Source organism: Ensifer sp. Root1252, from assembly GCF_001425885.1.
Lineage (GTDB): Bacteria > Pseudomonadota > Alphaproteobacteria > Rhizobiales > Rhizobiaceae > Ensifer > Ensifer canadensis.
This window is the reverse complement of the sequence record NZ_LMDT01000023.1, coordinates 439,432-462,617: the sequence shown is the minus strand read 5'-3', so window position 1 is coordinate 462,617 and position 23,186 is coordinate 439,432. Positions and strand designations below refer to the sequence as shown.

Sequence of the window (23,186 nt, the reverse complement as noted above, 5' to 3'; positions counted from 1 at the left end):
GCGACTGGCCATTTTCACACCTCTTGACACAAAAACCCTTTGCCGCATAGTATCGTAAACGTTTACGGAAGCCAACTGAGGAGTTTTGGCTTTCGTTCCTGGAGGAAATCACGTGAGACACAGGGCCGTTTTGTGCGGGTGCGGAGCTATGGCCAAAGGCTGGCTGAAGGCTCTGACGGAGAGCGACTTTCTGAGAGGGAAGGTGGGGGTTGTGGGCCTCGTCGATCTCGATCAAACGACGGCGCAAGCGCTCGCTGCCGAGTTCAAGCTTCACGACATCATCATCGGTACAGACCTGCCGGCAGTCCTTCGCCAGAGCAGGGCCGATCTGCTGTTTGACGTTGTCGTTCCAGCCGCGCGGCGCGCGGTCGTGGCAGCCGGTCTGGCCCATGGTTGCCACGTGCTCAGCGAAAAACCGATGGCCGCCACGCTCCAAGAGGCGCGCGAACTGCGCCGGCTCGCAGCTGACGCTTCACGTATTCACGCGATCGTCCAGAACCGCCGCTTCATCGACGGTGTTCGCCGGATCCGCCGCCTCATCCAATCCGGCAGCCTCGGTGAACTGACGGCGTTGCATTGCGATTTCTTCCTCGGTCCACACTTCGGCGGCTTCCGCGAGCAGATGGACAACGTCCTGCTGCTCGACATGGCCATCCACACCTTCGACGCGGCGCGCTTCATGTCAGGCAAGGATCCCCTTGCGGTCTATTGCCACGAATACAATCCGCAAGGCTCCTGGTACCGCCACGGCGCGGCAGCCAATGCGATCTTCGAATTCTCCGACAATGTCGCCTTCACCTATCGCGGATCCTGGTGTGCGCAAGGCGCCAATACCAGCTGGGAAAGTGCGTGGCGGATAACCGGCTCAAAGGGCACTCTGCTCTGGGATGGCGGCGAGCGCTTCGAAGCCAATGTCGTCAGCGGTCGCGAAGGTTTCCTGCGGGCGGTCGAGCCGATCACGGTTCCCGAGGCTGAAGACCGTGCCGACACGCACGGCCATGCAAGCGTCATCGAGCGCTTCATCTGCGCAATCGACACGGGAACCGTGCCGGAAACGGACGGTAGCGACAACATCAAGAGCCTTGCCATGGTCTTCGGCGCGATCGACAGCGCCCGGGATGGCAAACGCGTCACCATTGCAGCCTAGGAGCCCATCTTGACGAACCCTGCAAAATCCATCCGCATCGGCACAATGATCTCGGCCACCAAGGGCGGTGCCGACAAACGCATCGACCAGATCGCTCAAATGGGCTTCGAAAGCTTCGAACCCTTCTTCTGGCAGACGACCAATGGCCAGGACCTTGCCGAACTCGGCAAACGTTGCGTGGAGGCGATCGGCGGCCGCGACATCACCATCTCGACGCTCGGCATGTTCGGAAACCCGCTTGAGACCACCGCGATCGACGAACAGACATTGCAAGGCTGGCGAGACTGCATCGACAATGCCCATCATTTCGGTGCTACTTGCGTTGCCGGTTTCACTGGCCGCATCCGCGGCAAGCCGTTGACCGACAGTCTGCCGCGCTACAGGGAAATCTGGTCCGAGCTGTCAAAACGCGCGGCCGACAAGGGTGTGAAGATTGCCTTCGAGAATTGCGCCATGGACGGCAACTGGCAGACCGGTGACTGGAACATCGCCCATAATCCGGATGCCTGGGAACTGATCTTCAACGAGACGCCGGACGACCACATCGGGCTCGAGTGGGAGCCCTGCCATCAGATGGTCTATCTGATCGACCCACTGCCGCAGATCCGCAAATGGGCGACAAAGATCTTCCACGTGCACGGCAAGGACGCGACCATCCGCTGGGACGTCATCCGCGAACACGGCATCTTCGGCAAGGAGAAATTCGTCTTCATGCGCACGCCGGGCTTCGGCGACACCAATTGGACCGACGTGATTTCCGAGCTTCGGCTGGCCGGCTGGTCCGGCTCGATCGACATCGAGGGCTGGCACGATCCGGTCTACCGCGACGCATTGGAGATGACCGGCCAGGTCCATGGCCTGAACTATCTCAAGGCTTGCCGGGGCGGCGACTTCGTCGCCGATCCGGTCTGAGGTGTGCATATCGGCCGGCATGGAGGATGCCGGCTGCGGGATAACCAAAGGAGGAGAAAATGGCTATCCGCGGATCCGCAATCCTGGGCGTTCTCGCCCTTGCAGGTGTCTCTTTGTTCGGGCTCTCGGCCAAAGCCGAAGACGTCACGATCAACGTCTGGTCGCTCGATCGCGACATCCAGCCGGCACCGAACCTGATATCGGACTTCAACAAGTTGAACGCCGGCATCAAGGTCGAATATCGCCAGATCCAGTTCGATGATGTCGTCAGCGAGGCGATGCGAGCCTATTCGACCGGCCAGGCGCCGGACATCATCGCCATCGATAATCCCGAGCATGCGCTGTTTTCGTCGCGCGGCGCCTTCCTTGATCTCACCGACATGATCGCCAAGTCGACGGTGGTGAAGACGTCGAACTATTTCCCCGGGCCGCTCGCTTCCACCATGTGGGACGGCAAGAACTACGGCCTGCCGAAGGCAACCAACACGATTGCGCTCTACTACAACAAGGACATGTTCAAGGCGAAAGGCCTTGATCCGGACAAGCCGCCCCAGACCTGGGACGAATTGGTCGATGCGGCGCGCAAGCTGACGGATCCTGCAGCCAACGTCTATGGTCTCGCCTTCTCGGCCAAGGCAAACGAGGAAGGGACATTCCAGTTCCTGCCCTGGGCGCAGATGGCTGGCGGCAGCTACGAGCACATCAACTCGGACGGCGCGGTCAAGGCGCTCGAGGTCTGGAAGACGATCATCACCGAGAAACTGGCCTCGCCGGATACGTTGACGCGCGGCCAATGGGATTCGACCGGCACCTTCAATTCAGGCAACGCCGCCATGGCGATCTCCGGGCCATGGGAGCTCGACCGCATGGTGAGCGAAGCGAAGTTCGATTGGGGCGTGGCGCTGCTACCGGTCCCTGAAGTCGGTGCGGAGCGCTCTTCGGCGATGGGCGACTTCAACTGGGCGATTTTCTCCAACACGCAACATCCGGCCGAAGCCTTCAAGGTGCTCGAATATTTCGTCTCCCAGGACAACCGCATGTTCAAGGACTTCGGGCAGCTGCCGGCCCGCTCCGACATCGCCATTCCTGAAACCGGCGTGCCGCTCAAGGACGCCGCCCTCAAGGTGTTCAACGAGCAGCTCAAATTCGCAAAGCCGCGCGGTCCGCACCCGGAATGGCCGAAGATTTCCAAGGCGATCCAGGATGCGATCCAGGCCGCCCTGACCGGGCAGATGGCGCCGAAGGAAGCACTCGATCAGGCGGCCGAAAAGATAAAGGCGGTCCTTGGCTAGAGCATTTCCAGGAAAAGTGCGAAGCGGTTTTCCGTCAGGGAATGCGTGAAACAAAGAGCTAGAGCGGTTCTGCGGCTAAGCCGGAAACGCTCTAGAATTCTTGAATGGGGCGAAGCGCTTCTGGCGTTCCCTGAAGTGCGTTCGCCGGCCCGCATCAAGGGTGCTCCGCCGCACTAAGGCGCTGGAGCGGAAAGCCAGGAAGTTTGTGCCGGCTGTCGGCATCAGTTCGGTCGTTCTAGTTTGCAGGTCGAGACGCGTGCCGCCGATGTCGGCTGCCATCTCGGCGGCGGAGGAGCCCATGAAACGATTTTTGTCCAGCATGATCGACGGTCGCGGTTTCGATATCGGCCTCGTCAGCCTACCGCTTGCGTTCCTGCTCACTCTGTCCGGGCTGCCGCTGCTCTACAATATCGTCATGAGCTTCCAGGAAGTCGACATGTTCAGCCTTGGCAGTTTCTGGCGCCCTTTCGTCGGCCTCAAGAACTACCGGGATTTGTTCGCCCAGCCGGAAACGTGGCCGATCCTTGCCAACACGGCGACCTTCGTCATCGCCTCGATTGCCGGCCAGTTCCTCGTCGGTTTTGGCCTGGCATTGTTCTTCTGGACGAACTTTCCGGGCGCCTCGTGGCTGCGCGGCCTCTTTCTGGTCTCGTGGGTGATGCCGGGACTTGTCGTTGGCGCGATCTGGAACTGGATCCTCTCCGGCGACTTCGGCGTGCTCAACTTCATCCTGCGTGAAACCGGTCTCATCAGTGGCAATATCTTCTGGCGCTCGGACCCCGATTTTTCCCTCTGGGCAGTGATCATCGCCAATATCTGGCTCGGCACCTCGTTCAACATGATCCTGATGTCCGTTGGCCTTTCGGCAATTCCGCGCGATCTCTACGAGGCGTCCGAACTCGATGGCGCCAATGTCTGGCAACGCTTCTGGACGATCACGCTGCCGATGATGCGTTCGTCCATCGGCGCGATCATCGCGCTGGGGCTGATTTTCACGCTGCAGCAGTTCGATCTTTTCGCGGCAATCACCTCGGGAGGGCCGAACAATGCCTCGAACGTCACGCAATATTGGGCCTGGGACCTCTCTTTCCGGCAGTACGACTTCGCAAAGGGCGCGACCATTTCGGTGATCATGATCGTCTTCGTAATGATCGCCTCGGTCGTCTACGTGCGCTCGACACGGCATGAGGTGCGCGGATGAATACCGTGTCCCGTGACCGGCTGATGCTGGCAATCGCAATCGTTCTCGCCGGTGTCTACCTGTTCCCGCTCTACTGGATGTACATCACCACGATCAAATCCGGTTCAGAGATGTTCGCCACCCCGCCGACCTTTTGGCCGACGGATCCTCAATGGCACATTTTCGGCGACGTCTGGCAAAGCCGGAGCATGGGCCGCTATATCTGGAATTCGCTGGTCATCGCCTGCGGCGCCGTCGGGGTCATCACCGTGCTCGGTGTCGGCTGTGCCTATGTCCTGGCGCGCTATCGCAACATATGGGTCGATATCGGCCTCTTCCTTGTCCTCATGCTACAGGTGCTTCCGGCATCGCTGATGGTGACGCCGATCTTCGTCGGCTTTTCCCAGATCGGACTACTCAACTACCCCAGGCTCGCGGTCATCCTGGCGATTGCCGCCAAGAGCATGCCGTTTTTCGTGGTGCTGGTGCGCGCGACCTTCATGAGCGTGCCGCAGGAACTGGAGGAGGCCGCGCTTGTCGACGGCAATTCGCGCGTCGGTGCCTTCTTCAACATCGTCCTGCCGCTCGCGCGCAATGGCATTCTCGTCAGCGCCATCCTGATCTTCATGCAGGCCTTCGGTGAGTTCGTCTATTCGAAATCCATGATCCAGGCTGTCGAACTGCAGCCGGCAAGCGTCGGGCTGAATTCGTTCATGGGGCCGAACACCAACGAATGGAACAACATCATGGCCTATGCGGCGATCTACGTGACCCCGATCCTCGCCATCTTCGTCCTTCTGCAACGCCGCATCGTCTCTGGCCTTACCTCGGGAGCGCTCAAATGACCGCCCAGATCGAACTGACCAACGTCAACAAATACTATGGTGCCTACCACGCGCTGAAGGACATCGAACTTTCGATCCGCAAGGGCAGCTTTACAGCGCTGGTCGGTCCATCTGGCTGCGGAAAGTCGACGCTGCTGCGGTCCCTCGCAGGGCTCGAGAGCATATCGTCCGGCACCTTGAGGATCGCCGGCGAGGTGATGAACGCCGTGCCGCCGCGCAAGCGCGATGTGGCGATGGTGTTTCAGTCCTACGCGCTCTATCCGCATATGACGGTCGAGGAGAACCTGACCTACAGCCTGCGCATCAGGGGGGTTGCGAAGGCCGAACGCAAGAAGGCCGCAAACGAAGTCGCAGCCGTCACCGGGCTCACCCATCTGCTCGGGCGCTATCCGCGAGAGCTTTCGGGCGGCCAGCGCCAGCGCGTGGCGATGAGCCGGGCAATCATCCGCCATCCCAAGGCGTTTTTGTTCGACGAGCCGCTTTCGAACCTCGATGCAGCACTGCGCGTTCATATGCGCAAGGAAATCCGTGCGCTGCACGATCGGTTGGGCGCCACATCCGTCTACGTCACCCATGACCAGATCGAGGCCATGACGATGGCTGACCACGTCGTCATCATGCGCGATGGCGTCATCGAACAACAGGGGAGCCCGCTTGAACTCTACGATCGGCCGGTCAACAAATTCGTCGCCGGGTTCATCGGATCCCCGGCAATGAATTTCATACCCGCCGTGGGGGGCCAGGATGGACGCTCGGTCATCCTCGACGTCGGTGTCAAACAGGCGATCGTCCTCGATCGGCCTGTGCAACCGGGGCAGGCCCTCACCGTTGGATTGCGTCCAGAGCACATCGAGATTGCCGAGCCCGATAAAGGCGCTCTCTCTGTCCCGGTCGCGCTGCTCGAATCGACAGGCGCGACGTGTTTCCTGACGATGGCAACGACGCCGGAGCTTTCGGTGGTCTTCAATGGTCGATCGAGTGTGACTGCGGGCGACAAGGTCGGCCTGACCTTCGCGCCCGCCAACATTCACCTCTTCGACGCGCAAACCGAACGGCGGTTGCCCTAGCGCCTATGCGGCGAGGGCATGGCTCCGGCCGCTCGGGGGAAACGCTTATGCGTGTGGTGCTGTTTCGGCACCCGCTTCAAAGGAGCCCATACCGGTGCAGGATCTCCTCGATCTGGTCGTCCTGGGTCTTGTTGGGCAGCAAGGCCGGCTCGCGGCTGGCACCAACGGAGCTGTCCTGTAGAAAGAGCGATCGCTTCACCATCGCAGGCGCAAAGCCAAGCGCGTAGAGATCCGTGCGGAAGGCCGAATAAATCGCCTGCTGTCTTTCGGCTTCGGCAATGTCGCCTGAATTGAAGGCGTTCAAAATTCCCGCCAGCACGTGCGGCATGGCATTGCCGAGGCCCGATATGCAGCCGGCCGCACCGTTTTGCAGCGCCCACAGCACCAGATGATCAGGGCCTGAGTAGACTTCGAAACCCTCAACGTCCCTGGCCACTTCGAGATAGGCTTCAAGCGTCTCTTTCGCTCCGCCCGAATCCTTGATGCCGGCGATGTTGCCGTGCTGTGAAAGCCTGCGCGCGGTCTCCGGCTCGATGTGGTTCTGGGTGCGGGCCGGAATATCGTAGAGATAGATCGGGGTTTCGACCGCGTCCGCAACGGTCGAGAAGTGACGGATCAGACCATCCTGGGTGCAGGCGATGAAGAACGGGGTTATCACGGCAATACCATCGACGCCGATGCGATCGAATTCGCGCGCGAGTTTCAGCGTTTCGAAGGTTGCGGGCATGCCGGCATTGACGATGACCTTGACGCGGCCGGCGACCTCATCGACGACCTCCTCGGTCAGGCGCACTTTCTCGTCGTAGGTCAGGGCGCTGAAATCACCGTTCGTACCGGCGCACATGATGTTGTTGCCGGCGTCCACCTGTCGGCGGACCTGAGCGCGCGTCGCGTCGTAGTTGATCGTCTCATCGTCGTTGAAGCAGGTAACGAGCGCGACAAAGGCTTGCTTGGACATTGTTATCTCCAGTGATGGGAGCGCTCTCTCAAGAGGCGCATTCGAGGCGGGCAGCGCGATTGGCCGCCTGGACGTCGGGATCCGGATCAAGTCCGGCAGCCAGAAGCGCGCGCGTATAGTCTTGGCGTGGCGCCTCGAAGACCTCACGCACGGTGCCGAGTTCGACGACATTGCCCTTCTGCATCACCATGACGTGGTCGGCGAAGTCGCGAACGACCGGAAGATCGTGGGCGATGAAGATGAAGGCAATGCCCATGTCCTTGCGAAGCTTGTCAAGGAGGGCAATGACCTGGGCCTGAACCGAGACATCGAGCGCCGAGACGGCCTCGTCGCAGATGATCAATTGCGGCTCGAGCGCCAGCGCTCGGGCAATGGCGATGCGCTGGCGCTGACCGCCGGAAAACTGATGTGGATATCGCCCCATATGTTCCGGCCCAAGGCCGACCTGAACCAGAAGCTCGGCGACGCGCTCTCGCCATTTCGCCTTGGGCAGGATGTCCGGATGGATCACCCATGCCTCGGAGATCAGCTGGTAGACGGTCATGCGCGGATTGAGCGACTGGGTGGGGTCCTGAAACACCATCTGCAGGTCGCGCCGCAATTTGTAGAGTTCCGCCGGCGACAGCTGGAAAAGGTCACGGCCCTTCCATAGCGCGCTGCCGCTGTCGGGCTCGTCCAGCCTCAGCAGGATGCGGGCGAGCGTGGATTTTCCCGAGCCGCTTTCGCCGACGACGGCCATGGTCTCGCCTGGCATGAGGTCGAAGGAGATGCCTTTCAGAGCTTCGAAGCTGCCATAGTGCTTGCGGACGTCGCGAACCGACAGTACCGGCTCACCACGCGCTCCCGGCGAATGCATCTTGCCCTTTCCGGGGGCGGCGGCGATCAGCTTGCGGGTGTAGGGATGTTGTGGGTTCTTGTAGACATCGCGAACCGTTCCCGCCTCGACCAGTTCGCCCTTTTCCATCACCACGACGCGGTCGGCAACCTCGGCGACGACGCCCAGGTCATGCGTGATGATCAGGACTGCCATGCCGGTTTCCTGCTGCAACTCCTCCAGAAGCGCCAGCACCTCGGCCTGAACAGTCACGTCGAGCGCCGTCGTCGGCTCGTCGGCGATCAGCAGATCAGGGCGGAGCGCAAGCGCCATGGCGATCATGACGCGCTGGCGCTGACCGCCGGAGAACTCGTGCGGATATTTGTCGAGCGATTTCTCCGGGTCGGGAATGCCGACGCGGGTCAACAGCCGCAGAGCTTCCGCCTGTGCCTCGGTGCTTCCCGTGCCGTGGGTCGTCAGTGCCTCACGGATCTGCCAGCCGACCGAATAAACCGGGTTCAGGTGGCTGAGCGGATCCTGAAAGATCATTGCGATGCGGCGACCGTTCACTTCCCGACGCTTGTGTGTCGGCATCGTCAAGAGGTCGACGCCGTCAAGCAGGATCTCGCCCGAGCTGATACGGCCGGGCGGCATGTCGATCAGGTTCATGATCGCCGACGACGATACGGACTTTCCTGAACCGCTTTCCCCCAGGATCGCCAGCGTCTCGCCGCGATCGAGGTGATACGAGATGTTGCGGACCGCTTTGACGACGCCCATCACGGTGTGAAATTCGACCGAGAGGTTGCGGACTTCCAGCAGATGGTCAGCCATTCTTGCGACCTTTCATTTCCAGGCGCCAGCGCTGGACGGGATCAAGGGCGATGCGCATCCAGTTCGAAAGCAAGTTGAGCGACATGGTCGTCAGGATGATTGCAAGGCCGGGCCAGAAGGACAGCCACCAAGCATTGGTGAGATATTGCCTACCTTGAGAAATCATCAGGCCCCAGGTGATTTCAGGCGGCTGAATGCCGATGCCGAGGAAGGAAAGCGCGCTTTCCGCCAGCATCACATAGGCAAAGTCGAGGGTCGCCAGCGTCGTCAGCGTTGGCAGGACCACGGGCAGGATGTGCCGGAACAGGATGCGCTTGCTGGAGGCGCCCATGACGCGCGCAGCTTGCACGAACATGCGCTCGCGGATCTCCAGCACCTCCGCGCGGGTGGTGCGCAGATAGACCGGAATGCGGGTGATCGCCAGAACCAACATCAGGTTCAGGATCGACGAGCCGAGGACATAGAGCACGATAACCGCGATCAGCAGCGACGGGAACGACATGATGACGTCGGCCAGCCGCATGATGACCTGGTTGACGCGCTCGGAGGAAAAACCTGCGATCAGGCCAAGCGTGGTGCCGACGATCGCGGAGATCGCGACGGCGCCGGCGGCAACCATCAGCGTGTTTTGCGTTGCCACGATGATGCGGGCAAACAGTGGGCGCCCGAGCGCATCCGCCCCCATCCACCAGACCCAGCCGCGTTCCCATTCGAACGGCGCTGCGTTTCGGCCGCGCAGGTTTTGCTTCGTCGCAAGGTCGCCAAGCCAGCTCGGCCCGACGATCGCCAGAATGAGAACGGTGATCAGAAAGATGGCGGCGCAAAGAGCGAACTTGTCCGCCCACAGCATGCGCGCCATGCGCACAACAAAGGTCGGTTCCTGTGTTATCGCCGTATCTGTCGTCTGTAAGGTCATGGCTGAACTCTTCAATGACGGATGCGTGGATCGAGAAGCGTATAGGCAAGGTCGATCAACAGGTTCATGACGAAAATCGCCAGCGCGGTCACGAGAATGGCGGCCAAAACGACGTTGAAGTCACGCTGCAGGATGCTGTCGATCATCAGCTTGCCGACGCCGGGAAAACCAAAGATGGTTTCGACGATGACCGCACCGTTCAGCAGGCTCGCGGCCTGGTCGCCGATGACGGTGATGACGGGAAGCATGGCGTTTCGCAGCGCGTGGATGAAGATGATCGGTCCGGACTTCACGCCCTTGGCGCGTGCCGTCTTCACGTAGGCAGACGAAAGCGCACTGATCATTGAACCGCGAACGACCTGGACGATGATCCCGAACGGGCGGACGAACAGCACGCCGATGGGCAAAACCCAGTGCAGGAGCGAGCCGGTGCCGGATGTCGGAAGCCAGGCAAGGTTCACCGAGAAGACGACGATCGCGACAATGGCGAGCCAGAAGTCCGGGACGGCCGCGCCGATCAGCGATATCACCGAGGAGAGGCGATCGAAAAAACCGCCGGCGCGGAACGCGGCCAGCGAGCCGACGACGATGGCAGCGCCCGTTACCAGCGACATGGTGATAGTGGCAAGCCAGAGGGTCCACACGAAAGCTTCCAGAACAACATCGAGTGCCGGCCGTGCCTTGCGCAGCGACTCGCCGAAATCGCCGGTTACGATGTCGCCAACGTAGCGGGCAAACTGAACCATGATCGGATCGTTAAGGCCGTGGATCTCGCGAAACTGGTCCTTCATTTCCGCCGAGGCTTCGACGGGAAGGAACAGGGCGGCGGGATCTCCCGTCAGGCGCGAGAGGAAAAAGACCATCACGATCAGCCCGATAAGGGAAATCAGGCTGGCCAGGGCCCGTTTGCGAATGAAGCTCATCTTTGTGCCTCTCGATTGCATAGGGCGGCGGGATCCTCCCGCCGCCTTGATTGCGTCTGTCACTGGCGGATTTCATCATCGCCAGAACGGATCACTTGATGCCGATCTCCGAGAGCTGAAGCATCGAGTTGGTCGCCATGGTGGGCTTGAAGTCCAGGCGTTCGGAAACGCGCGAGAATCCAACCATGTGGAAGAGCAGCACGTCAGCCACCACTTCATCATGCACATAGGCAATGGTCTCAGACCAGAGCTTGGCGCGTTCTTCGCCGACAGCCGCCGAGGCGCGCTTGATCAGATCGTCGACCTTGGGGTCTGAAAAGCCCGACTGCGTGCCCTCGGTCGCGTATTTGAAGAACATCGAGAAGGACGGGTCACCCTTGGAGTTGTCGTGCATGGCAGCAACGAGCTGCGGCCCGCGACCTTCCTTGAACGGCTTGGAATAGTAGCCTTCATGTTCGGCCACTTCGACGAACTTGAGATCGATCTTGAAGCCGACTTCCTGCAACTGCGCCTGGATGGCTTCCATGATCTCGGTCACGTTCGGGAAGTTTGCCGAGCGTGCGATGATGGTGATCGGTGTATCGACCTTCACGCCTGCGGCCTTGGCTTCCTCCAGAAGTTTTTTCGCGGCTTCTGGATTGAAGGGGAAGACCTTCACGTCGGGGTTCCAGCCGAGCGTCGGGGGCGGCACGATCGCGGTGGCGAGCAGCGCGCTATCGGGAACCAGAGTACCCAGGAACGCCTGACGGTCGATGGCCATGTTAAGGGCACGACGGACGCGCACATCGTTCAGAGGCTCGATATTGTGATCAATGCGCAGATAGACGGTCTCGCTGTCGAGATAGGAGAAGTCGGTCTTCGGGTTGGTTGCGTCGAGCTGCGAGATCGAGGGCGAGAGATCGGCTTCGCCGGCCTGAACCATTGCGGCTCGCACTGACGGATCTGCGCGGAACAGGTAGGTTGCTTCCGTGACCTGCGGCTTCTGGCCCCAATAGTCATCGCGCCCGGTCAGGACGATCTGCTGGCCCGGCGTCCAGTTGGTCAGTTTGTAGGGGCCGGTGCCGATCGGCTCGCGGATGAACTCGAGTGGCGTTTCTTCCGGAACGATCGTGACGAGCGACATTAGCAGCGGCAGGATCGGCTGAACCGGATCCGCGCTGAAATCGATCGTGTGATCGTCGACGACATTGGCAGTAACCGTCATCCCGCCGAAGTATCGACGAGACTCACAGGCATTCTTGTCGCTCATGATGCGGTCGAAGCTGTGCTTGACGTCCTTGGCGTCAAAGGTCGTGCCATCAGAGAATTTCACCCCCTGGCGAAGATGGAAACGCCAGCTTCCGTCTTCATTCTGCTCCCACTTTTCGGCAAGGCGTGGCACGACGCCCTTGTCGCCGCGAACGTCGAGCTCGGTCAGGGTCTCGCTGACATTCTGCATGATGACGCGGCCGATATTCGAGCGGGTTGCCATGCAGGGCTCGAGCAGATCGGCCTCCTCGGCCAGCACGATCTTGATCGGTCCCGATGCGGCAAAAGCAGGCGACATGGCGGAGCCCAACAGGAGCGCCCCCAGGATAAGCGTTTTCTTCATTGCATTTTCCTCCCTAGAAAGTCTCGTTCAGTCCGGCGTCTTGCCAGACCTGAATTTTCCGGAACGCGCGGCGATCAATGCGGCGCAGCATATGAGTGCACCGCCGCCGATGGTGGTCAGCGCGACGGTTTCGCCGAACAGGGCAAATCCGACGAAGGCCACAAGCGGCAGGCGTAGAAAGTCAACCGGTGCCACGACAGTCGCCGGCGCTAGCGAAAAGGCATGGGTCATCAGCCCCATGCATGCGGTGCCGACCACGCCCTGAAGCGCAAGCAACCCCATTTCCCTTGGGCCAGGAATGGCGAAAAACGGGATGGCGAGCAGCAGGGCGATAGGCACGGTCAAGAGAAGGTTCCACACGACGAGCGTGGACGTGGCGTCGCCTTTCGACATGGATTTCAAAATCAGCTGGATCGCTGATTGAAGCACGGCGCCCGCAAGCGCCAGCAAGATCGCCAGCGTGAAGCCCGTCGCGGACGGGCCGATCACCAGCATGGCGCCGGCAAAACCAAGGGCGACCGCTGCAATCATCGCCGGGCCCGGTCGTTCGCCCAACGTCAACGCTGCACCCAGCACGACAAAAATCGGAGAGGTGAAGGCGATGGCGGTGACGTCGGCGAGCGGTCCCCAACCGAAGGCGGCGAACAGCGCGATCATCGCCAATAGTTTGAAGCCGGCGCGCAGGGCGTGCTGGCGCACCGGATGCGTGGTGCGAAGAACGGATGGGCGAAGCGCAATCCAGGGAAGAAGGATGAGTGCGCCGAAGAACGCCCGGAAAAATCCGATGACGAACGGGTGCACGGCGCCGCTCAGCGCACGCACGATCACGGCATCTGTCGCGGCGAGCGTTGCTGCTCCTGCTGCAAAGACGACGGCCGTCGTAGCCTGGTGGCGACTGCTGGCGCTGTACATGAAGGTCCTCCGTCCCCGGCATCCTTGCGCCGCGTTGTCATGACCATCTATCTTTCGGCAAAGTTTGTCAAATCGTTTTCTTATGTAAAATTATTGATCGCGGCTATTGTTTGAAAATAATAAGCAATATCAGATAGTTGTGTATGATAGCATGGCTGATGTGAGAAATTAAATGACATTAAAGAACTTGACAACTTTGGAATTTGGATGATTTTCGAACCTGACAGGAGGGCCTAAATGCATCCCGATGAAATCGCTCGCAACATGAACGGCGTGCTTCGATCCGTGTCCCCGGGGCGCGACGAAGCCTTGTTGCCTTCGTCAATGATCCAGAACCATGCGGCATTCCTGCACTTGCTCGATGACGGTGCGCTCGTGTGCGCCTGGTTCGGCGGCACGCTGGAGGGCAAGTCGGATATCTCGATCTTCGCGTCTGTACTGACGCAAGGCTCGACCGCTTGGGGACCGCCGCAGCGACTGAGTGACGATCCTTCACATTCGGAACAGAACCCGGTGTTGTTTTCCGCGCCGGACGGCACTCTCTGGCTGTTTCATACCTCCCAACCATCAGGAAATCAGGATGAATGCCGGATCCGCATGACTGAGGTGGTGCGCGATCCCGCCGACCCACTGAAGCTCGCAGCGCCAAAGGGGCGCTACCTCGACCTGCCGCGCGGGTGTTTTGTCCGCGCCCCTGTCGTCGTGCGCGACGATGGTGCGTGGCTGCTGCCGATTTTCCGATGCGTGCAACGCCCCGGCCAGAAATGGAACGGCAGCCATGACACGGCCGCAGTGGGTGTCTCCCATGATGCAGGCAGGACGTGGCGGCTCGAAGATATTGAACAGTCCACCGGCTGTGTGCACATGTCGCCGGTCTCGCTCGGAGGGGAGCGCTACGCCGCCTTCTTCCGGCGTCGTCAGGCCGACTTTGTCTACCGGAGCGAGAGCGTCGACGGGGGGCGGTCCTGGTCCGTGCCTCATGCCACGGAAGTGCCGAACAACAATTCGTCGCTAGCGGCAATCCGCCTGCGCGACGGCCGCATCGCCATGATCTGCAATCCGGTGAACGCGCTTCTGTCGTCCGACCGACGCGCCTCGCTCTATGACGAATTGGGCGAAGATGATGGCCGGCCCGATGCGGATCCAAGCGGAGGCTGCGTTCCCGTCTGGGGGGTGCCGCGCGCACCCGTTGCACTTTGCCTCTCCAACGACGGTGGGCATTCCTTTGCGCTTCGCCAGTCGATCGAAGATGGCCCGGGAACCTGCCTGTCCAATGACTCGACCGATGGCCGCAACCAGGAAATGTCCTATCCCTGGCTGCTTGAAGGTCCCGACGGCGCAATGCATCTCGCCTACACCTATCATCGGCGCGCGATCAAATATGTCCGCCTGGCTCCCGGTTGGGACAGTGCGGCTCGACGGAGTGTTTCATGAGCAATATCATTGGCATAACCATGGGCGATCCCTGTGGGGTCGGCCCCGAGATCTCGGTGCGGGCCCTGGCTGAAATGTCCAGTGCAGATCGCGCACAGACGCGCATCTATGGCAATCTGGCGACGCTTGAGGCCGCTCGGTCTGCGCTCGGCCTGGACATCGACCTCAGCCCTCATGTCGTTGATCTGCCGATCGAGGGCGCGCCGCTGCCCTGGGGCCAACTGAGCCCGGTCGCCGGCGATGCTGCCTTTCGTTTCATCGAGAAAGCGGTGCGCGACGCCGAATCCGGTGCGATCGGCTGCATCGTCACCGCACCGATCAACAAGGAAGCGCTGAACCTTGCAGGCCATCACTACGATGGCCATACCGGCATGCTGCGCAGCCTCACCGGATCGAAGGCCGCCTATATGCTGCTCGCTTCCGAGCGGCTGAAGGTCATCCATGTGTCGACGCATGTCTCGCTGCAGGAGGCAATCAGAAGGGCGACGACGGAGCGAGTTCTGGCAACGATCAGGGCCGGGGACGCGCATCTCAAGCGCACCGGCTATGCCGCGCCCAGGATCGCTGTTGCCGGCATCAATCCGCATTGCGGCGAAAATGGCCTGTTCGGCACCGAGGATGACGACCAGATTGCGCCTGCGGTTGCGGCCGCGCGCGCCGAGGGCATCGACGCCTATGGGCCGATTTCGGCGGACACGGTTTTCTATCGTGCCTATTCTGGCGCTTTTGATCTGATCGTCGCGCAATATCACGATCAGGGACACATCCCGATCAAGCTGGTGGCCTTCGATACCGCGGTCAACGTCTCGGTCGATCTGCCGATCGATCGTACCTCGGTTGACCATGGCACGGCCTTCGACATCGCCGGAAAGGGCATCGCCGACCACGGCAATATGAACTCCGCCATCGCCTACGCGCGCAAGCTCGTGGCCGGCAGCGCCAAGCAAGGATGACCAGGCCATGACAATTGCTCAAATCACCCTTCATCAACCACGCCGGCTAATAGTCGGCGCAGGCACGGTCGGCGAGGTCGGTGCCTGGGCCGAAGTCGGCTCTGCACTCGTGATCGCAACGCCGATCACGGCAGGCTTTGCAGATCGATTGCGGCTTTCCGGCCGCGTCACTGTATTCGATGCGATACCCGGAGAGCCAGACATCGCAACGCTGGACGCAGCGCTCGAGGCCGCAAGGCGGTGCAAGCCGGACCTGATTGTCGGTCTTGGCGGCGGATCGGTGCTCGACGTTGCAAAGTTGGTTGCCGCGCTTTGGGATTCGGATCAAACGCTCGTCGATGTCGCGGGCCCCAATCGCGTCGCCGGCCGCAACACTCGCCTGGTTCAAGTCGCGACGACGGCTGGAACCGGCTCTGAAGCGGGCATTCGCTCGCTGATTACCGATCCCGGCAAAGGTAACAAGATCGCAGTGGAAAGCCCGCACATGATCGCGGACTTTGCCGTTCTCGATCCGGAGTTGACCTATTCCGTGCCGCCGGCCGTCACAGCGGCGACGGGTGTCGATGCGATGGCCCATTGTGTCGAGGCCTTCACCAATCGTCGGGCGCATCCGATGATCGATGGGTTTGCGCGAATGGGCTTCCATCTTGTCGGCAAATATCTGGCACGCGCGGTCAAGGACGGGACAGATACCGAGGCCCGCGAAGGGTTGATGCTCGCCTCCTATTATGGCGGCATATGCCTTGGCCCGGTAAACACGGCTGCCGGCCACGCCATCGCCTATCCGCTGGGAACCAGGCTCCGCCTGCCGCACGGGCTGGCCAACGCCATCATCTTCCCACATGTACTTGCCTTCAATCGTTCCGTTGCAGCAGAAAAGACGGATGAGGTCGCACAGGCGCTGGGACTGGGCGAGGCTCTTTCGGCGCCGGAACTTCTGAGCGCTGCTCGCGGATTTTGCAGTGATCTCGGCATCGAGATGTCGCTTTCAGCCCACGGCGCGACGTCGAACGATCTGCCGCTCTATGCCAGCGAGGCGCATGCCAACCGTCGCCTGATGGACAACAATCCTGTTGATATGAGTGTCGACGAGGTGCTGGAGGTCTACAGGGCGGCTTTCTAACGCATGTCGCGGAAATGTGCGCAGCGGTTTTGCGAGAACGACATGCGCAACAAACAAGTGCCTAACGCGCAGTAGGCGAACCTGAGAGGCTACTGCGCTTTAGGCGCCTTGGGCCATCGCCCAATTTCAAGCGCCTCGGCCAAAGGTCGGGGCGCTTCGCGTTGCGAGTGTCGCCGATTTACCGGGTCGTCTGAAACAACCGCTCGCGCGAGCCGGTCAAGTGATCGTGCATCAACTGCTTTGCCTTCGTGCCGTCACCGGCAGCGATCGCATCGCAGATTGCTTCGTGCTCGGCGAAAACACGCGTGAGGCCGGTTGTCTCGCGCTTGACTGACGCGCCATGGAATTTCATGCCGACGGCAATATGGTCCTTGAGGGCTTCCATCGCGGTCGAGAAATAGCTGTTCTGGGCAGCGCGCGCGATCGCCAGATGGAATTGGAAGTCCGCGTCCTCGCGATGCGACTGTCGGTTGGTCGCGTCCCGCATCAACTCCAGCGCCTGGCGAATGGCGCCAAGACTGGCGTCATCATGGCGTGCCGCTGCTGCGGCTGCTGCTGCCGGCTCGACCGTCAGCCGGAACTCGTAGCAGTTCAGCAGATCCGCGACGTTCTCTAGCTGTCCGAAGCCAAGTGGCTCCTTCATGCCGACAGCACGAACAAAACTGCCAGCGCCCCGGCGAGAATAGATCAGGCCCTGGTCACGGATGCGGCGAAGCGCCTCGCGGATGACCGGTCGGGACACCTCGAATTCGGCGGCGAGGTCGTGCTCCGTCGGCAAGCGTTCATCGGGCTTGTAGGCCCCCGATTTAATGGCGCGATGCATCCGCTCGAAGACGAGGTCGGCCAGGCTCTTGCGTGTCGTTCCGTTCTCCAGTCCCATTGTCATCCCATGTCGCGGAGCATTCTGCCCGCAATCTCCCTCAGCGTCCCCGCGTGACCGAATCCTCCGGATTTCGCGATGATGCAATGTCCGTTGGCGAAGGCCAAGCCCAGACCTGGCATGCACTCACCCATTAGCCGGAAACGTTTAATCCCCATCTTGTCCAGCACGGCTTGTGCAGTGGCACCACCGGAAAGAAGCAACGTCGAGGCGGCCTGTGTCAAAGCTGGAAAGACGCTTTCCGCTAGAAGACGGGAGACTTCCTGGGAGGTAATTGCGACATCTCCGTCAACTGCCTGCACAAGAGTGATCAAGCTGCCATCCGAAGACGTGTCGCTCAGGCGGCCATTTGGTGCCGGCAGATAACGCGACTCGAGCGTGGCACGCAATTCTTCAATCTGCGCTAGCGTGATCGGATCACGCGAGCCGATGACAAAAAGTCCGGGCCCTTCTGGGATCTCGGCAGCTAGCGCCTTTGCGTCGCCGGTCATTTTGCGTGCCAGTGCCTCGGCCAATCCGCGTGCACCGATCAGCAGGTCCACTCCCGATTCCTGGGCCGATTGAAGCGAGCGGCTCATTTCTTCCGCGGTCGCGATATCCGGGATCGTCATGTTCCCCGCGTGCCGGCCAAGTTTTTCGGCAATCGATATCGGTGTATCCACCCCAAAGCCCTGTACATGGCCGGCCCTTACCATCCGTCCGAAATCCGGAATGGCGGGAGCAACCAGCGCTGAGCGAAAAGGGATAATGTCGAGCTCGGCAGCGATGTGGCCCTTGAGGCGCGAGTCGATCTTCTTGAAAAGGCGCGAGCCCGGCGGCAACGCGGCAAGCGCCGCAGCAGTTGCTTGCTGCGCTGATACGACATCCATTTCCCGCGAGCCAATATTGACGGACATGACCTGCGGGTGCTCGCTCAACGCCCCGGGGATGGCTTCGACGGTAAGCGCAATCTCAGTATGCAGGCCCCTGCTGGCGAATGGGGCGGCTGCATCCAGGGCGCCGGTCAGATCATCGGCGACAATGGCCAGCATGAAACAAGCTCCAAGAATTTGTTGTTATCTTAATTCCTTCGTTTTTGATTGAAATGTCAAGGAGTTTTGGCTTGCTAATTACAAATAGTTCCTGATGGACCCGGCAGTTTGAAGGCCGTCGAGGAATGACGCGGTGACACGAAATCTAAAGCAGCGTTCGTCAGGTGATCGCGGTCCAGATGGAACCCAGATCAAGAATGCAGTGGCCGGCAGTGGCGCGTGCCAATCGATCTTTGGCGAGTCTTTGCCCGGACGATAGATGAGCTTGTCAGGACCACCGCGAGAGGGATTGATTATCCAATCCCGACGTCTGGCGCTGTAAACGGCGAGGACTGAAGGGAAGGCCTTTGGAGGGGTGTCTTTGCACCGCCGGCTACGGGGGAAGGGACACTGCTATCCACCTCGGTCTGCAAGTACCAGATGTCAATCGGCAACCGCCGGCCAGCGAGCGCAACCTCATTCTGTACCGTCCACAGTGCAGATGGCGCAGGTTTGCGCAATTGTTTGACCAGCGCCGATGAGACAACAAGCGGTGAGCCCAGAACCTTCGTAAGGGCTTCAAGTCGCTGGGCGACATTGACCGCATCCCCTATGACTGTGAATTCGCTATGACACCCGCTGTCCAGGACGCCACCGACGACGGAGCCATAGTGCAAGCCTATGCCAGCGCTTAGGGCAGGATACCCGCCAACCAAATTCTGGTGCTTCCAGTCATTCAACGCATCGACCAGGTCGAGAGCGCAAGCGAGCGCACGGTCTGCGTCATCCTTCATTGCTGTAGGTTGGCCGAACACGGCCATCACGCCGTCTCCGATGAACTTGTCGACGGTTCCGCCGTGGTCGAAAATGATCCCCGAAACGAGATGACGGTATTGAGCCAGCACCGCTGCCAATTGGCGAGCGGGTGCTGTCTCGGCAAAACTGGTGAAGTCACGCAGGTCGACAAACATGATCACGGCATTGCGCCGTTCGAGTTCGAGAGCCGAACTTCCTTCCTGAAGGTCGGCGACAACGAGTGGCGAGAAGAACCGCGACAGATTGAGGCGTCGCCTGTCTGCCAACAGAGCCTCCTTCCGCGTCTTATCGTGATCCTTGGCGAGGAGATAAATTGCAAAGGCGGTGAAGCCATAACTCACCGTCAGACCAAGATCCTGATTGAAAAAGTAAGCAACGAACGTGACAGCGTCAGCCGTGTGATGCCTGGCGGCGGTAACCGCGAGCATGCCGATCCAGGCAACAAGGACGATGCCTGAAAAGACAAGAACCAGCCGACGGTCAAGCTTGAGGCCAACATGATTGAGGAGAATGAAAGCGACGACGAGGCTGCTCGTCGTAACATTGTGGTTCTCTGTGACCGGGCCGCCAAGGATATGGGCATAGAGGATCAACGCGACCAGCAGTGCGTCAAGAACGACAAATAGCGTTTTCAGCCAGGATCGTCCGGGCAGGAAGCGGGCGCTCATCACAGATGCGATGCTGATAACCAGATAGCAAATAATGACGGCGAAATGGGTCCCTTCAGCCTCTGCACCCCCGCCCAGCAAGAGATTAGCGAGAAGGATGGCGAAGGCGACGAACCGCAGAAGGATTGAACGGGTTTCCCGCTCGAAGTCCCAGTCAGCGCTGAGTGAAGATCTCATGTTTTCCTCTGGACATGCGGGCAGGCTTCGGGACCTCTCACGGTCAGCCGAGCTCGCATGCTCTCGGTACCATGAAGGGTAACGCGACCCTTATGGGGCTTCCAACGATGGTAAGGTCAAGAGCTTGTGGGATCGCGCTAGGGGCTTTGCATCTGTCGTGCGCATGCATTGCATTGCGGGTTGGGAGACTTGCCGTGGTTTCAATCGCGGACAGAGGATCCAGTACGGTCAGCAGCCCAAGCGACGAAGGCCGCTTTGAGATGCTCGGCCGCGGGCGAAAGGCTGTGCTGGCGCCGCTGCAATAGCGAGACATCTCGCATCACGTCCGGTTCGATCAGGTCGATGGTCGTGACGTGTACGGCGGATGCGAGTTGGCTGGAATTCTCCGGCAGGACGGCGACGCCCATGCCGGCGGCGATCATGCTGATGGCGGTCGTTGAGAAGCGCACTTCGTACTTCGGCCGGAAATTCGGAGCGACGCGGATGAGGTTATGCTCAACGATGCTGCGCAATGGGTTGGCGGCGGCCAGCGTGATAAGCGATTCGTCTTTCATCTCCTCCCACCGCACGGACTTCCGTTTGGCGAAACGGTGGTCCTCCCGGCACACAAGCATCAGCTTGTCGCGCAAAAGCGGGGTGGCCGTGATCTCCGGATCCTCTTCAGACAGTGTGCCAACGGCGATGTCGACCTCGTTGCGCTTGAGCGCCGGGCTGATCGCCTCCTCGGGCATGTCGCGGATGCTGACGGAAATCTCCGGATACATGCGCAGGAACCGGGCGATGATCGGCGGCACGATGGTTGCGGCGAGCACGATGGCCGCAGCGACGGTGACCTGGCCGCGCTTCAGCGAGGCATTGTCGCGCACGTCGCCGACGGCGAGCTCCAGGTCCTTCAATATTTTGCGGGCCTGCGGCAGGAATTCCTGCCCGACGAGCGTCAGCGACACCATGCGCGTGTGGCGGTCGAACAGGCGCACACCGATTTCCGACTCCAGGTCCCGGATGAGGATGCTGACCGCCGACTGGGTGAGGTGAAGGTTCCTTGCGGCGATGTTGAACTGGCCGAGTTCGGCCACCGCGATGAAGGCCCTGAGTTGCCGCAGGGTTATATTCATGGACGCGACGCCCTCCTTCGAACATGCCGGTTGTGCGGTTTACATCAAACGATGGCGCGGCCTCTCCTGTCTAGCCCGCAGGTGTCGGTTGCTCAAGGCGATCCGCAGCTTTACCTGCCATCAGCAGTCCCAGCTCCTCGAGGCGAGAACGGTCCGGCGGCAGTTCCCCAAGGATTTCGCCGTGGCATATCACGAGGATCCGATCGCAGATCGCGAAGAGTTCTTCGAGTTCCGTCGAGATCAGCAGGATCGCTCTGCCGCTGTCGCGCTGCTTCAGCATCTCCTCCATGACGAATTCCATCGCGCCGATGTCGATGCCACGGGCGAGCTGGTTGACGAGAATAAAATCGGGATTGCGCGCCAGCTCACGCGCGACCACCAGCTTCTGCTGGTTGCCGCCGGAAAGGTCGCCGATCCGCTGGTTCTCATCGCGGGACTTGATGCGGAAGCGCTTGATGAGATCGCGGGTATGCGTGCCGATCGTGCGCCGATTGAGCATGCCGCGGGCGGCAAAGGGCGGTTGGTCGTATCGCTGGAGGATGGTGTTCTCGCTGAGCGAGAGCGAAAGCACGATGCCATGCTTGTGCCGATCTTCCGGGATGTAGGAAAACCCACAAGCATTGATGCGGGCGGGGTCCAGGCCGGTAATGTCCTTGCCGTTGAGTACGACGCGGCCCGAATCCACCGGCAACAGGCCCGCAAGCGCCAGTGACAATTCGCTCTGGCCGTTACCGGAAACGCCGGCGATGCCGACGATCTCGCCGGCGTGCACATCAAGGCTGATGCCGCGCACGGCCGGAAGCCCGGTTTCGCTACGACAGCTGAGGTTTTCGACCGACAGCACGAGCCGACCGGGGGCGGCAGCGTCGCGGACCAGCTCCATGCCAACGTCGCGCCCCACCATCATGCGGGCAAGGCCTCGCGCATCCGTGTCGTCGACGCCGACGGTATTGACCACGCGCCCGTCGCGCATGACGCTGATACGGTCGCTGACCCGCATCACCTCGTCGAGCTTGTGCGAGATGAAGACGACAGTCTTCCCGTCGGCGGCCAGGTCACGCATCAGGCCAAGCAGGCGGTCGGTCTCCTGCGGCGTCAGCACAGCGGTGGGCTCGTCGAGGATGAGGAGATCGATGCCGTTGAACAGAGCCTTCAGGATTTCGACGCGCTGCTGCTCGCCGACGGAGAGATCTTCGATGAGGGCGTCAGGGCGGACGTCGAGCGCATAGCGATCGCTGAGCTCGCGGATTTTCGCATGGATCTTGTCCATGTCGTTGATGATCCGGAACGCTGATCCCTGGCCGAGGATATAGTTTTCCGCGACGGTGAGGTTCGGCACGAGCATGAAGTGCTGGTGTACCATGCCGATGCGCTGGCGGATCGCCTCGCGCGGGCTGTTGAAGCGAACGGGCGCGCCTTTGTAGACGATCTCGCCCGCGTCGGGTCGCACCATGCCGCAGATCATACTCATCAGCACGCTCTTGCCGGCGCCGTTTTCACCGAGCAGCGCGTGGATCTCACCCTCCTCGATTTGCAGCGACACGCCGTCGCTGGCGATGATGGGGCCGAATCGCTTGTGGATATTATCGATGCGCAGGAATGGTTTGGGGGACATGTCC

Annotated in this window: 20 protein-coding genes; 9 read left to right on the top strand and 11 right to left on the bottom strand. The window is 60.7% G+C overall.

The features are described from left to right. Window positions 1-112 precede the first annotated feature (112 nt). From ASD02_RS23295 to ASD02_RS23265, 6 genes are all read left to right on the top strand, one after another. Complete coding sequence (locus ASD02_RS23295) at window positions 113-1,147, top strand: Gfo/Idh/MocA family oxidoreductase (protein ID WP_082555604.1); 1,035 nt, start codon at window positions 113-115, stop codon at window positions 1,145-1,147. Window positions 1,148-1,156: 9 nt separating this feature from the next. After that, window positions 1,157-2,059, top strand: coding sequence for a sugar phosphate isomerase/epimerase (locus tag ASD02_RS23290; RefSeq protein WP_057221110.1), 903 nt, complete (start codon window positions 1,157-1,159; stop codon window positions 2,057-2,059). Window positions 2,060-2,118: 59 nt separating this feature from the next. Further along, window positions 2,119-3,351: a sugar ABC transporter substrate-binding protein gene (locus tag ASD02_RS23285; protein WP_057207060.1), complete on the top strand. Its 1,233-nt coding sequence runs from the start codon at window positions 2,119-2,121 to the stop codon at window positions 3,349-3,351. Between the two features lie 298 nt (window positions 3,352-3,649). Beyond that, complete coding sequence (locus ASD02_RS23275) at window positions 3,650-4,552, top strand: sugar ABC transporter permease (protein ID WP_057221109.1); 903 nt, start codon at window positions 3,650-3,652, stop codon at window positions 4,550-4,552. Beyond that, window positions 4,549-5,376 carry a carbohydrate ABC transporter permease gene (locus tag ASD02_RS23270; protein WP_057221108.1) on the top strand — a complete coding sequence of 276 codons (828 nt, stop codon included), beginning with the start codon at window positions 4,549-4,551 and terminating at the stop codon, window positions 5,374-5,376. The genes ASD02_RS23275 and ASD02_RS23270 overlap by 4 nt, the downstream gene beginning before the upstream one ends. After that, window positions 5,373-6,443 (top strand): ABC transporter ATP-binding protein, encoded by a 1,071-nt coding sequence (locus tag ASD02_RS23265; protein ID WP_025430387.1) that lies wholly within the window; start codon window positions 5,373-5,375, stop codon window positions 6,441-6,443. Before ASD02_RS23270 ends, ASD02_RS23265 begins: the two co-directional genes overlap by 4 nt. Before the next feature lie 76 nt (window positions 6,444-6,519). Here the strand turns inward: ASD02_RS23265 and ASD02_RS23260 are convergent, their stop codons facing one another. From ASD02_RS23260 to ASD02_RS23235, 6 genes are all read right to left on the bottom strand, one after another. Further along, the gene (locus ASD02_RS23260) at window positions 6,520-7,401 is read right to left on the bottom strand and encodes a dihydrodipicolinate synthase family protein (protein WP_025430386.1); all 882 of its coding nucleotides are present in this window, start codon (window positions 7,399-7,401) and stop codon (window positions 6,520-6,522) included. A 28-nt stretch (window positions 7,402-7,429) separates the two neighbouring features. Beyond that, entirely contained in the window at window positions 7,430-9,049 is a 1,620-nt protein-coding gene (locus tag ASD02_RS23255) for an ABC transporter ATP-binding protein (protein ID WP_057221107.1), read from the bottom strand. Then, window positions 9,042-9,965 carry an ABC transporter permease gene (locus ASD02_RS23250; protein ID WP_057221106.1) on the bottom strand — a complete coding sequence of 308 codons (924 nt, stop codon included), beginning with the start codon at window positions 9,963-9,965 and terminating at the stop codon, window positions 9,042-9,044. Before ASD02_RS23250 ends, ASD02_RS23255 begins: the two co-directional genes overlap by 8 nt. A gap of 11 nt (window positions 9,966-9,976) precedes the next feature. Beyond that, window positions 9,977-10,888, bottom strand: coding sequence for an ABC transporter permease (locus ASD02_RS23245; protein WP_057221105.1), 912 nt, complete (start codon window positions 10,886-10,888; stop codon window positions 9,977-9,979). 91 nt (window positions 10,889-10,979) lie between these two features. Next, window positions 10,980-12,479 carry an ABC transporter substrate-binding protein gene (locus tag ASD02_RS23240; RefSeq protein ID WP_057221104.1) on the bottom strand — a complete coding sequence of 500 codons (1,500 nt, stop codon included), beginning with the start codon at window positions 12,477-12,479 and terminating at the stop codon, window positions 10,980-10,982. Window positions 12,480-12,506: 27 nt separating this feature from the next. Further along, window positions 12,507-13,391, bottom strand: a complete 885-nt coding sequence (locus ASD02_RS23235; protein ID WP_057221103.1) for a DMT family transporter — start codon at window positions 13,389-13,391, stop codon at window positions 12,507-12,509. Between the two features lie 237 nt (window positions 13,392-13,628). Between ASD02_RS23235 and ASD02_RS23230 the strand changes: the two genes are divergently transcribed. The 3 genes from ASD02_RS23230 to ASD02_RS23220 are packed head-to-tail and all read left to right on the top strand — an operon-like array spanning window position 13,629 to window position 16,901. Then, on the top strand, window positions 13,629-14,825 hold the full coding sequence (locus tag ASD02_RS23230) for an exo-alpha-sialidase (protein WP_057207077.1): 1,197 nt from the start codon (window positions 13,629-13,631) through the stop codon (window positions 14,823-14,825). Then, entirely contained in the window at window positions 14,822-15,778 is a 957-nt protein-coding gene (gene pdxA / locus ASD02_RS23225) for a 4-hydroxythreonine-4-phosphate dehydrogenase PdxA (protein ID WP_057207080.1), read from the top strand. Before ASD02_RS23230 ends, pdxA begins: the two co-directional genes overlap by 4 nt. A 7-nt stretch (window positions 15,779-15,785) precedes the next feature. After that, the gene (locus tag ASD02_RS23220; protein ID WP_057221102.1) at window positions 15,786-16,901 is read left to right on the top strand and encodes an iron-containing alcohol dehydrogenase; all 1,116 of its coding nucleotides are present in this window, start codon (window positions 15,786-15,788) and stop codon (window positions 16,899-16,901) included. A 178-nt stretch (window positions 16,902-17,079) separates the two neighbouring features. Here ASD02_RS23220 and ASD02_RS23215 read toward each other — a convergent pair whose 3' ends face one another. From ASD02_RS23215 to ASD02_RS23195, 5 genes are all read right to left on the bottom strand, one after another. After that, the gene (locus ASD02_RS23215) at window positions 17,080-17,781 is read right to left on the bottom strand and encodes a FadR/GntR family transcriptional regulator (RefSeq protein ID WP_057207083.1); all 702 of its coding nucleotides are present in this window, start codon (window positions 17,779-17,781) and stop codon (window positions 17,080-17,082) included. Between the two features lie 2 nt (window positions 17,782-17,783). Then, complete coding sequence (locus ASD02_RS23210) at window positions 17,784-18,812, bottom strand: four-carbon acid sugar kinase family protein (RefSeq protein WP_057221101.1); 1,029 nt, start codon at window positions 18,810-18,812, stop codon at window positions 17,784-17,786. 293 nt (window positions 18,813-19,105) lie between these two features. Next, a complete protein-coding gene (locus ASD02_RS23205; protein WP_057221100.1) occupies window positions 19,106-20,452 on the bottom strand; it encodes an adenylate/guanylate cyclase domain-containing protein in 1,347 nt (448 codons plus the stop codon). A gap of 200 nt (window positions 20,453-20,652) precedes the next feature. Beyond that, on the bottom strand, window positions 20,653-21,567 hold the full coding sequence (locus ASD02_RS23200; RefSeq protein WP_025430374.1) for a LysR family transcriptional regulator: 915 nt from the start codon (window positions 21,565-21,567) through the stop codon (window positions 20,653-20,655). Window positions 21,568-21,637: 70 nt separating this feature from the next. After that, window positions 21,638-23,182 (bottom strand): ABC transporter ATP-binding protein, encoded by a 1,545-nt coding sequence (locus ASD02_RS23195; RefSeq protein WP_057221099.1) that lies wholly within the window; start codon window positions 23,180-23,182, stop codon window positions 21,638-21,640. Window positions 23,183-23,186: the final 4 nt, after the last annotated feature.

Coding starts and splice junctions, on each gene's coding strand:
- ASD02_RS23285 (WP_057207060.1), top strand. CDS start 2,119: ATGGCTATCCGCGGATCCGCAATCCTGGGCGTTCTCGCCCTTGCAGGT.
- ASD02_RS23275 (WP_057221109.1), top strand. CDS start 3,650: ATGAAACGATTTTTGTCCAGCATGATCGACGGTCGCGGTTTCGATATC.
- ASD02_RS23270 (WP_057221108.1), top strand. CDS start 4,549: ATGAATACCGTGTCCCGTGACCGGCTGATGCTGGCAATCGCAATCGTT.
- ASD02_RS23265 (WP_025430387.1), top strand. CDS start 5,373: ATGACCGCCCAGATCGAACTGACCAACGTCAACAAATACTATGGTGCC.
- ASD02_RS23260 (WP_025430386.1), bottom strand. CDS start 7,401: ATGTCCAAGCAAGCCTTTGTCGCGCTCGTTACCTGCTTCAACGACGAT.
- ASD02_RS23255 (WP_057221107.1), bottom strand. CDS start 9,049: ATGGCTGACCATCTGCTGGAAGTCCGCAACCTCTCGGTCGAATTTCAC.
- ASD02_RS23250 (WP_057221106.1), bottom strand. CDS start 9,965: ATGACCTTACAGACGACAGATACGGCGATAACACAGGAACCGACCTTT.
- ASD02_RS23245 (WP_057221105.1), bottom strand. CDS start 10,888: ATGAGCTTCATTCGCAAACGGGCCCTGGCCAGCCTGATTTCCCTTATC.
- ASD02_RS23240 (WP_057221104.1), bottom strand. CDS start 12,479: ATGAAGAAAACGCTTATCCTGGGGGCGCTCCTGTTGGGCTCCGCCATG.
- ASD02_RS23235 (WP_057221103.1), bottom strand. CDS start 13,391: ATGTACAGCGCCAGCAGTCGCCACCAGGCTACGACGGCCGTCGTCTTT.
- ASD02_RS23230 (WP_057207077.1), top strand. CDS start 13,629: ATGCATCCCGATGAAATCGCTCGCAACATGAACGGCGTGCTTCGATCC.
- pdxA (WP_057207080.1), top strand. CDS start 14,822: ATGAGCAATATCATTGGCATAACCATGGGCGATCCCTGTGGGGTCGGC.
- ASD02_RS23220 (WP_057221102.1), top strand. CDS start 15,786: ATGACAATTGCTCAAATCACCCTTCATCAACCACGCCGGCTAATAGTC.
- ASD02_RS23215 (WP_057207083.1), bottom strand. CDS start 17,781: ATGGGACTGGAGAACGGAACGACACGCAAGAGCCTGGCCGACCTCGTC.
- ASD02_RS23210 (WP_057221101.1), bottom strand. CDS start 18,812: ATGCTGGCCATTGTCGCCGATGATCTGACCGGCGCCCTGGATGCAGCC.
- ASD02_RS23205 (WP_057221100.1), bottom strand. CDS start 20,452: ATGAGATCTTCACTCAGCGCTGACTGGGACTTCGAGCGGGAAACCCGT.
- ASD02_RS23200 (WP_025430374.1), bottom strand. CDS start 21,567: ATGAATATAACCCTGCGGCAACTCAGGGCCTTCATCGCGGTGGCCGAA.
- ASD02_RS23195 (WP_057221099.1), bottom strand. CDS start 23,182: ATGTCCCCCAAACCATTCCTGCGCATCGATAATATCCACAAGCGATTC.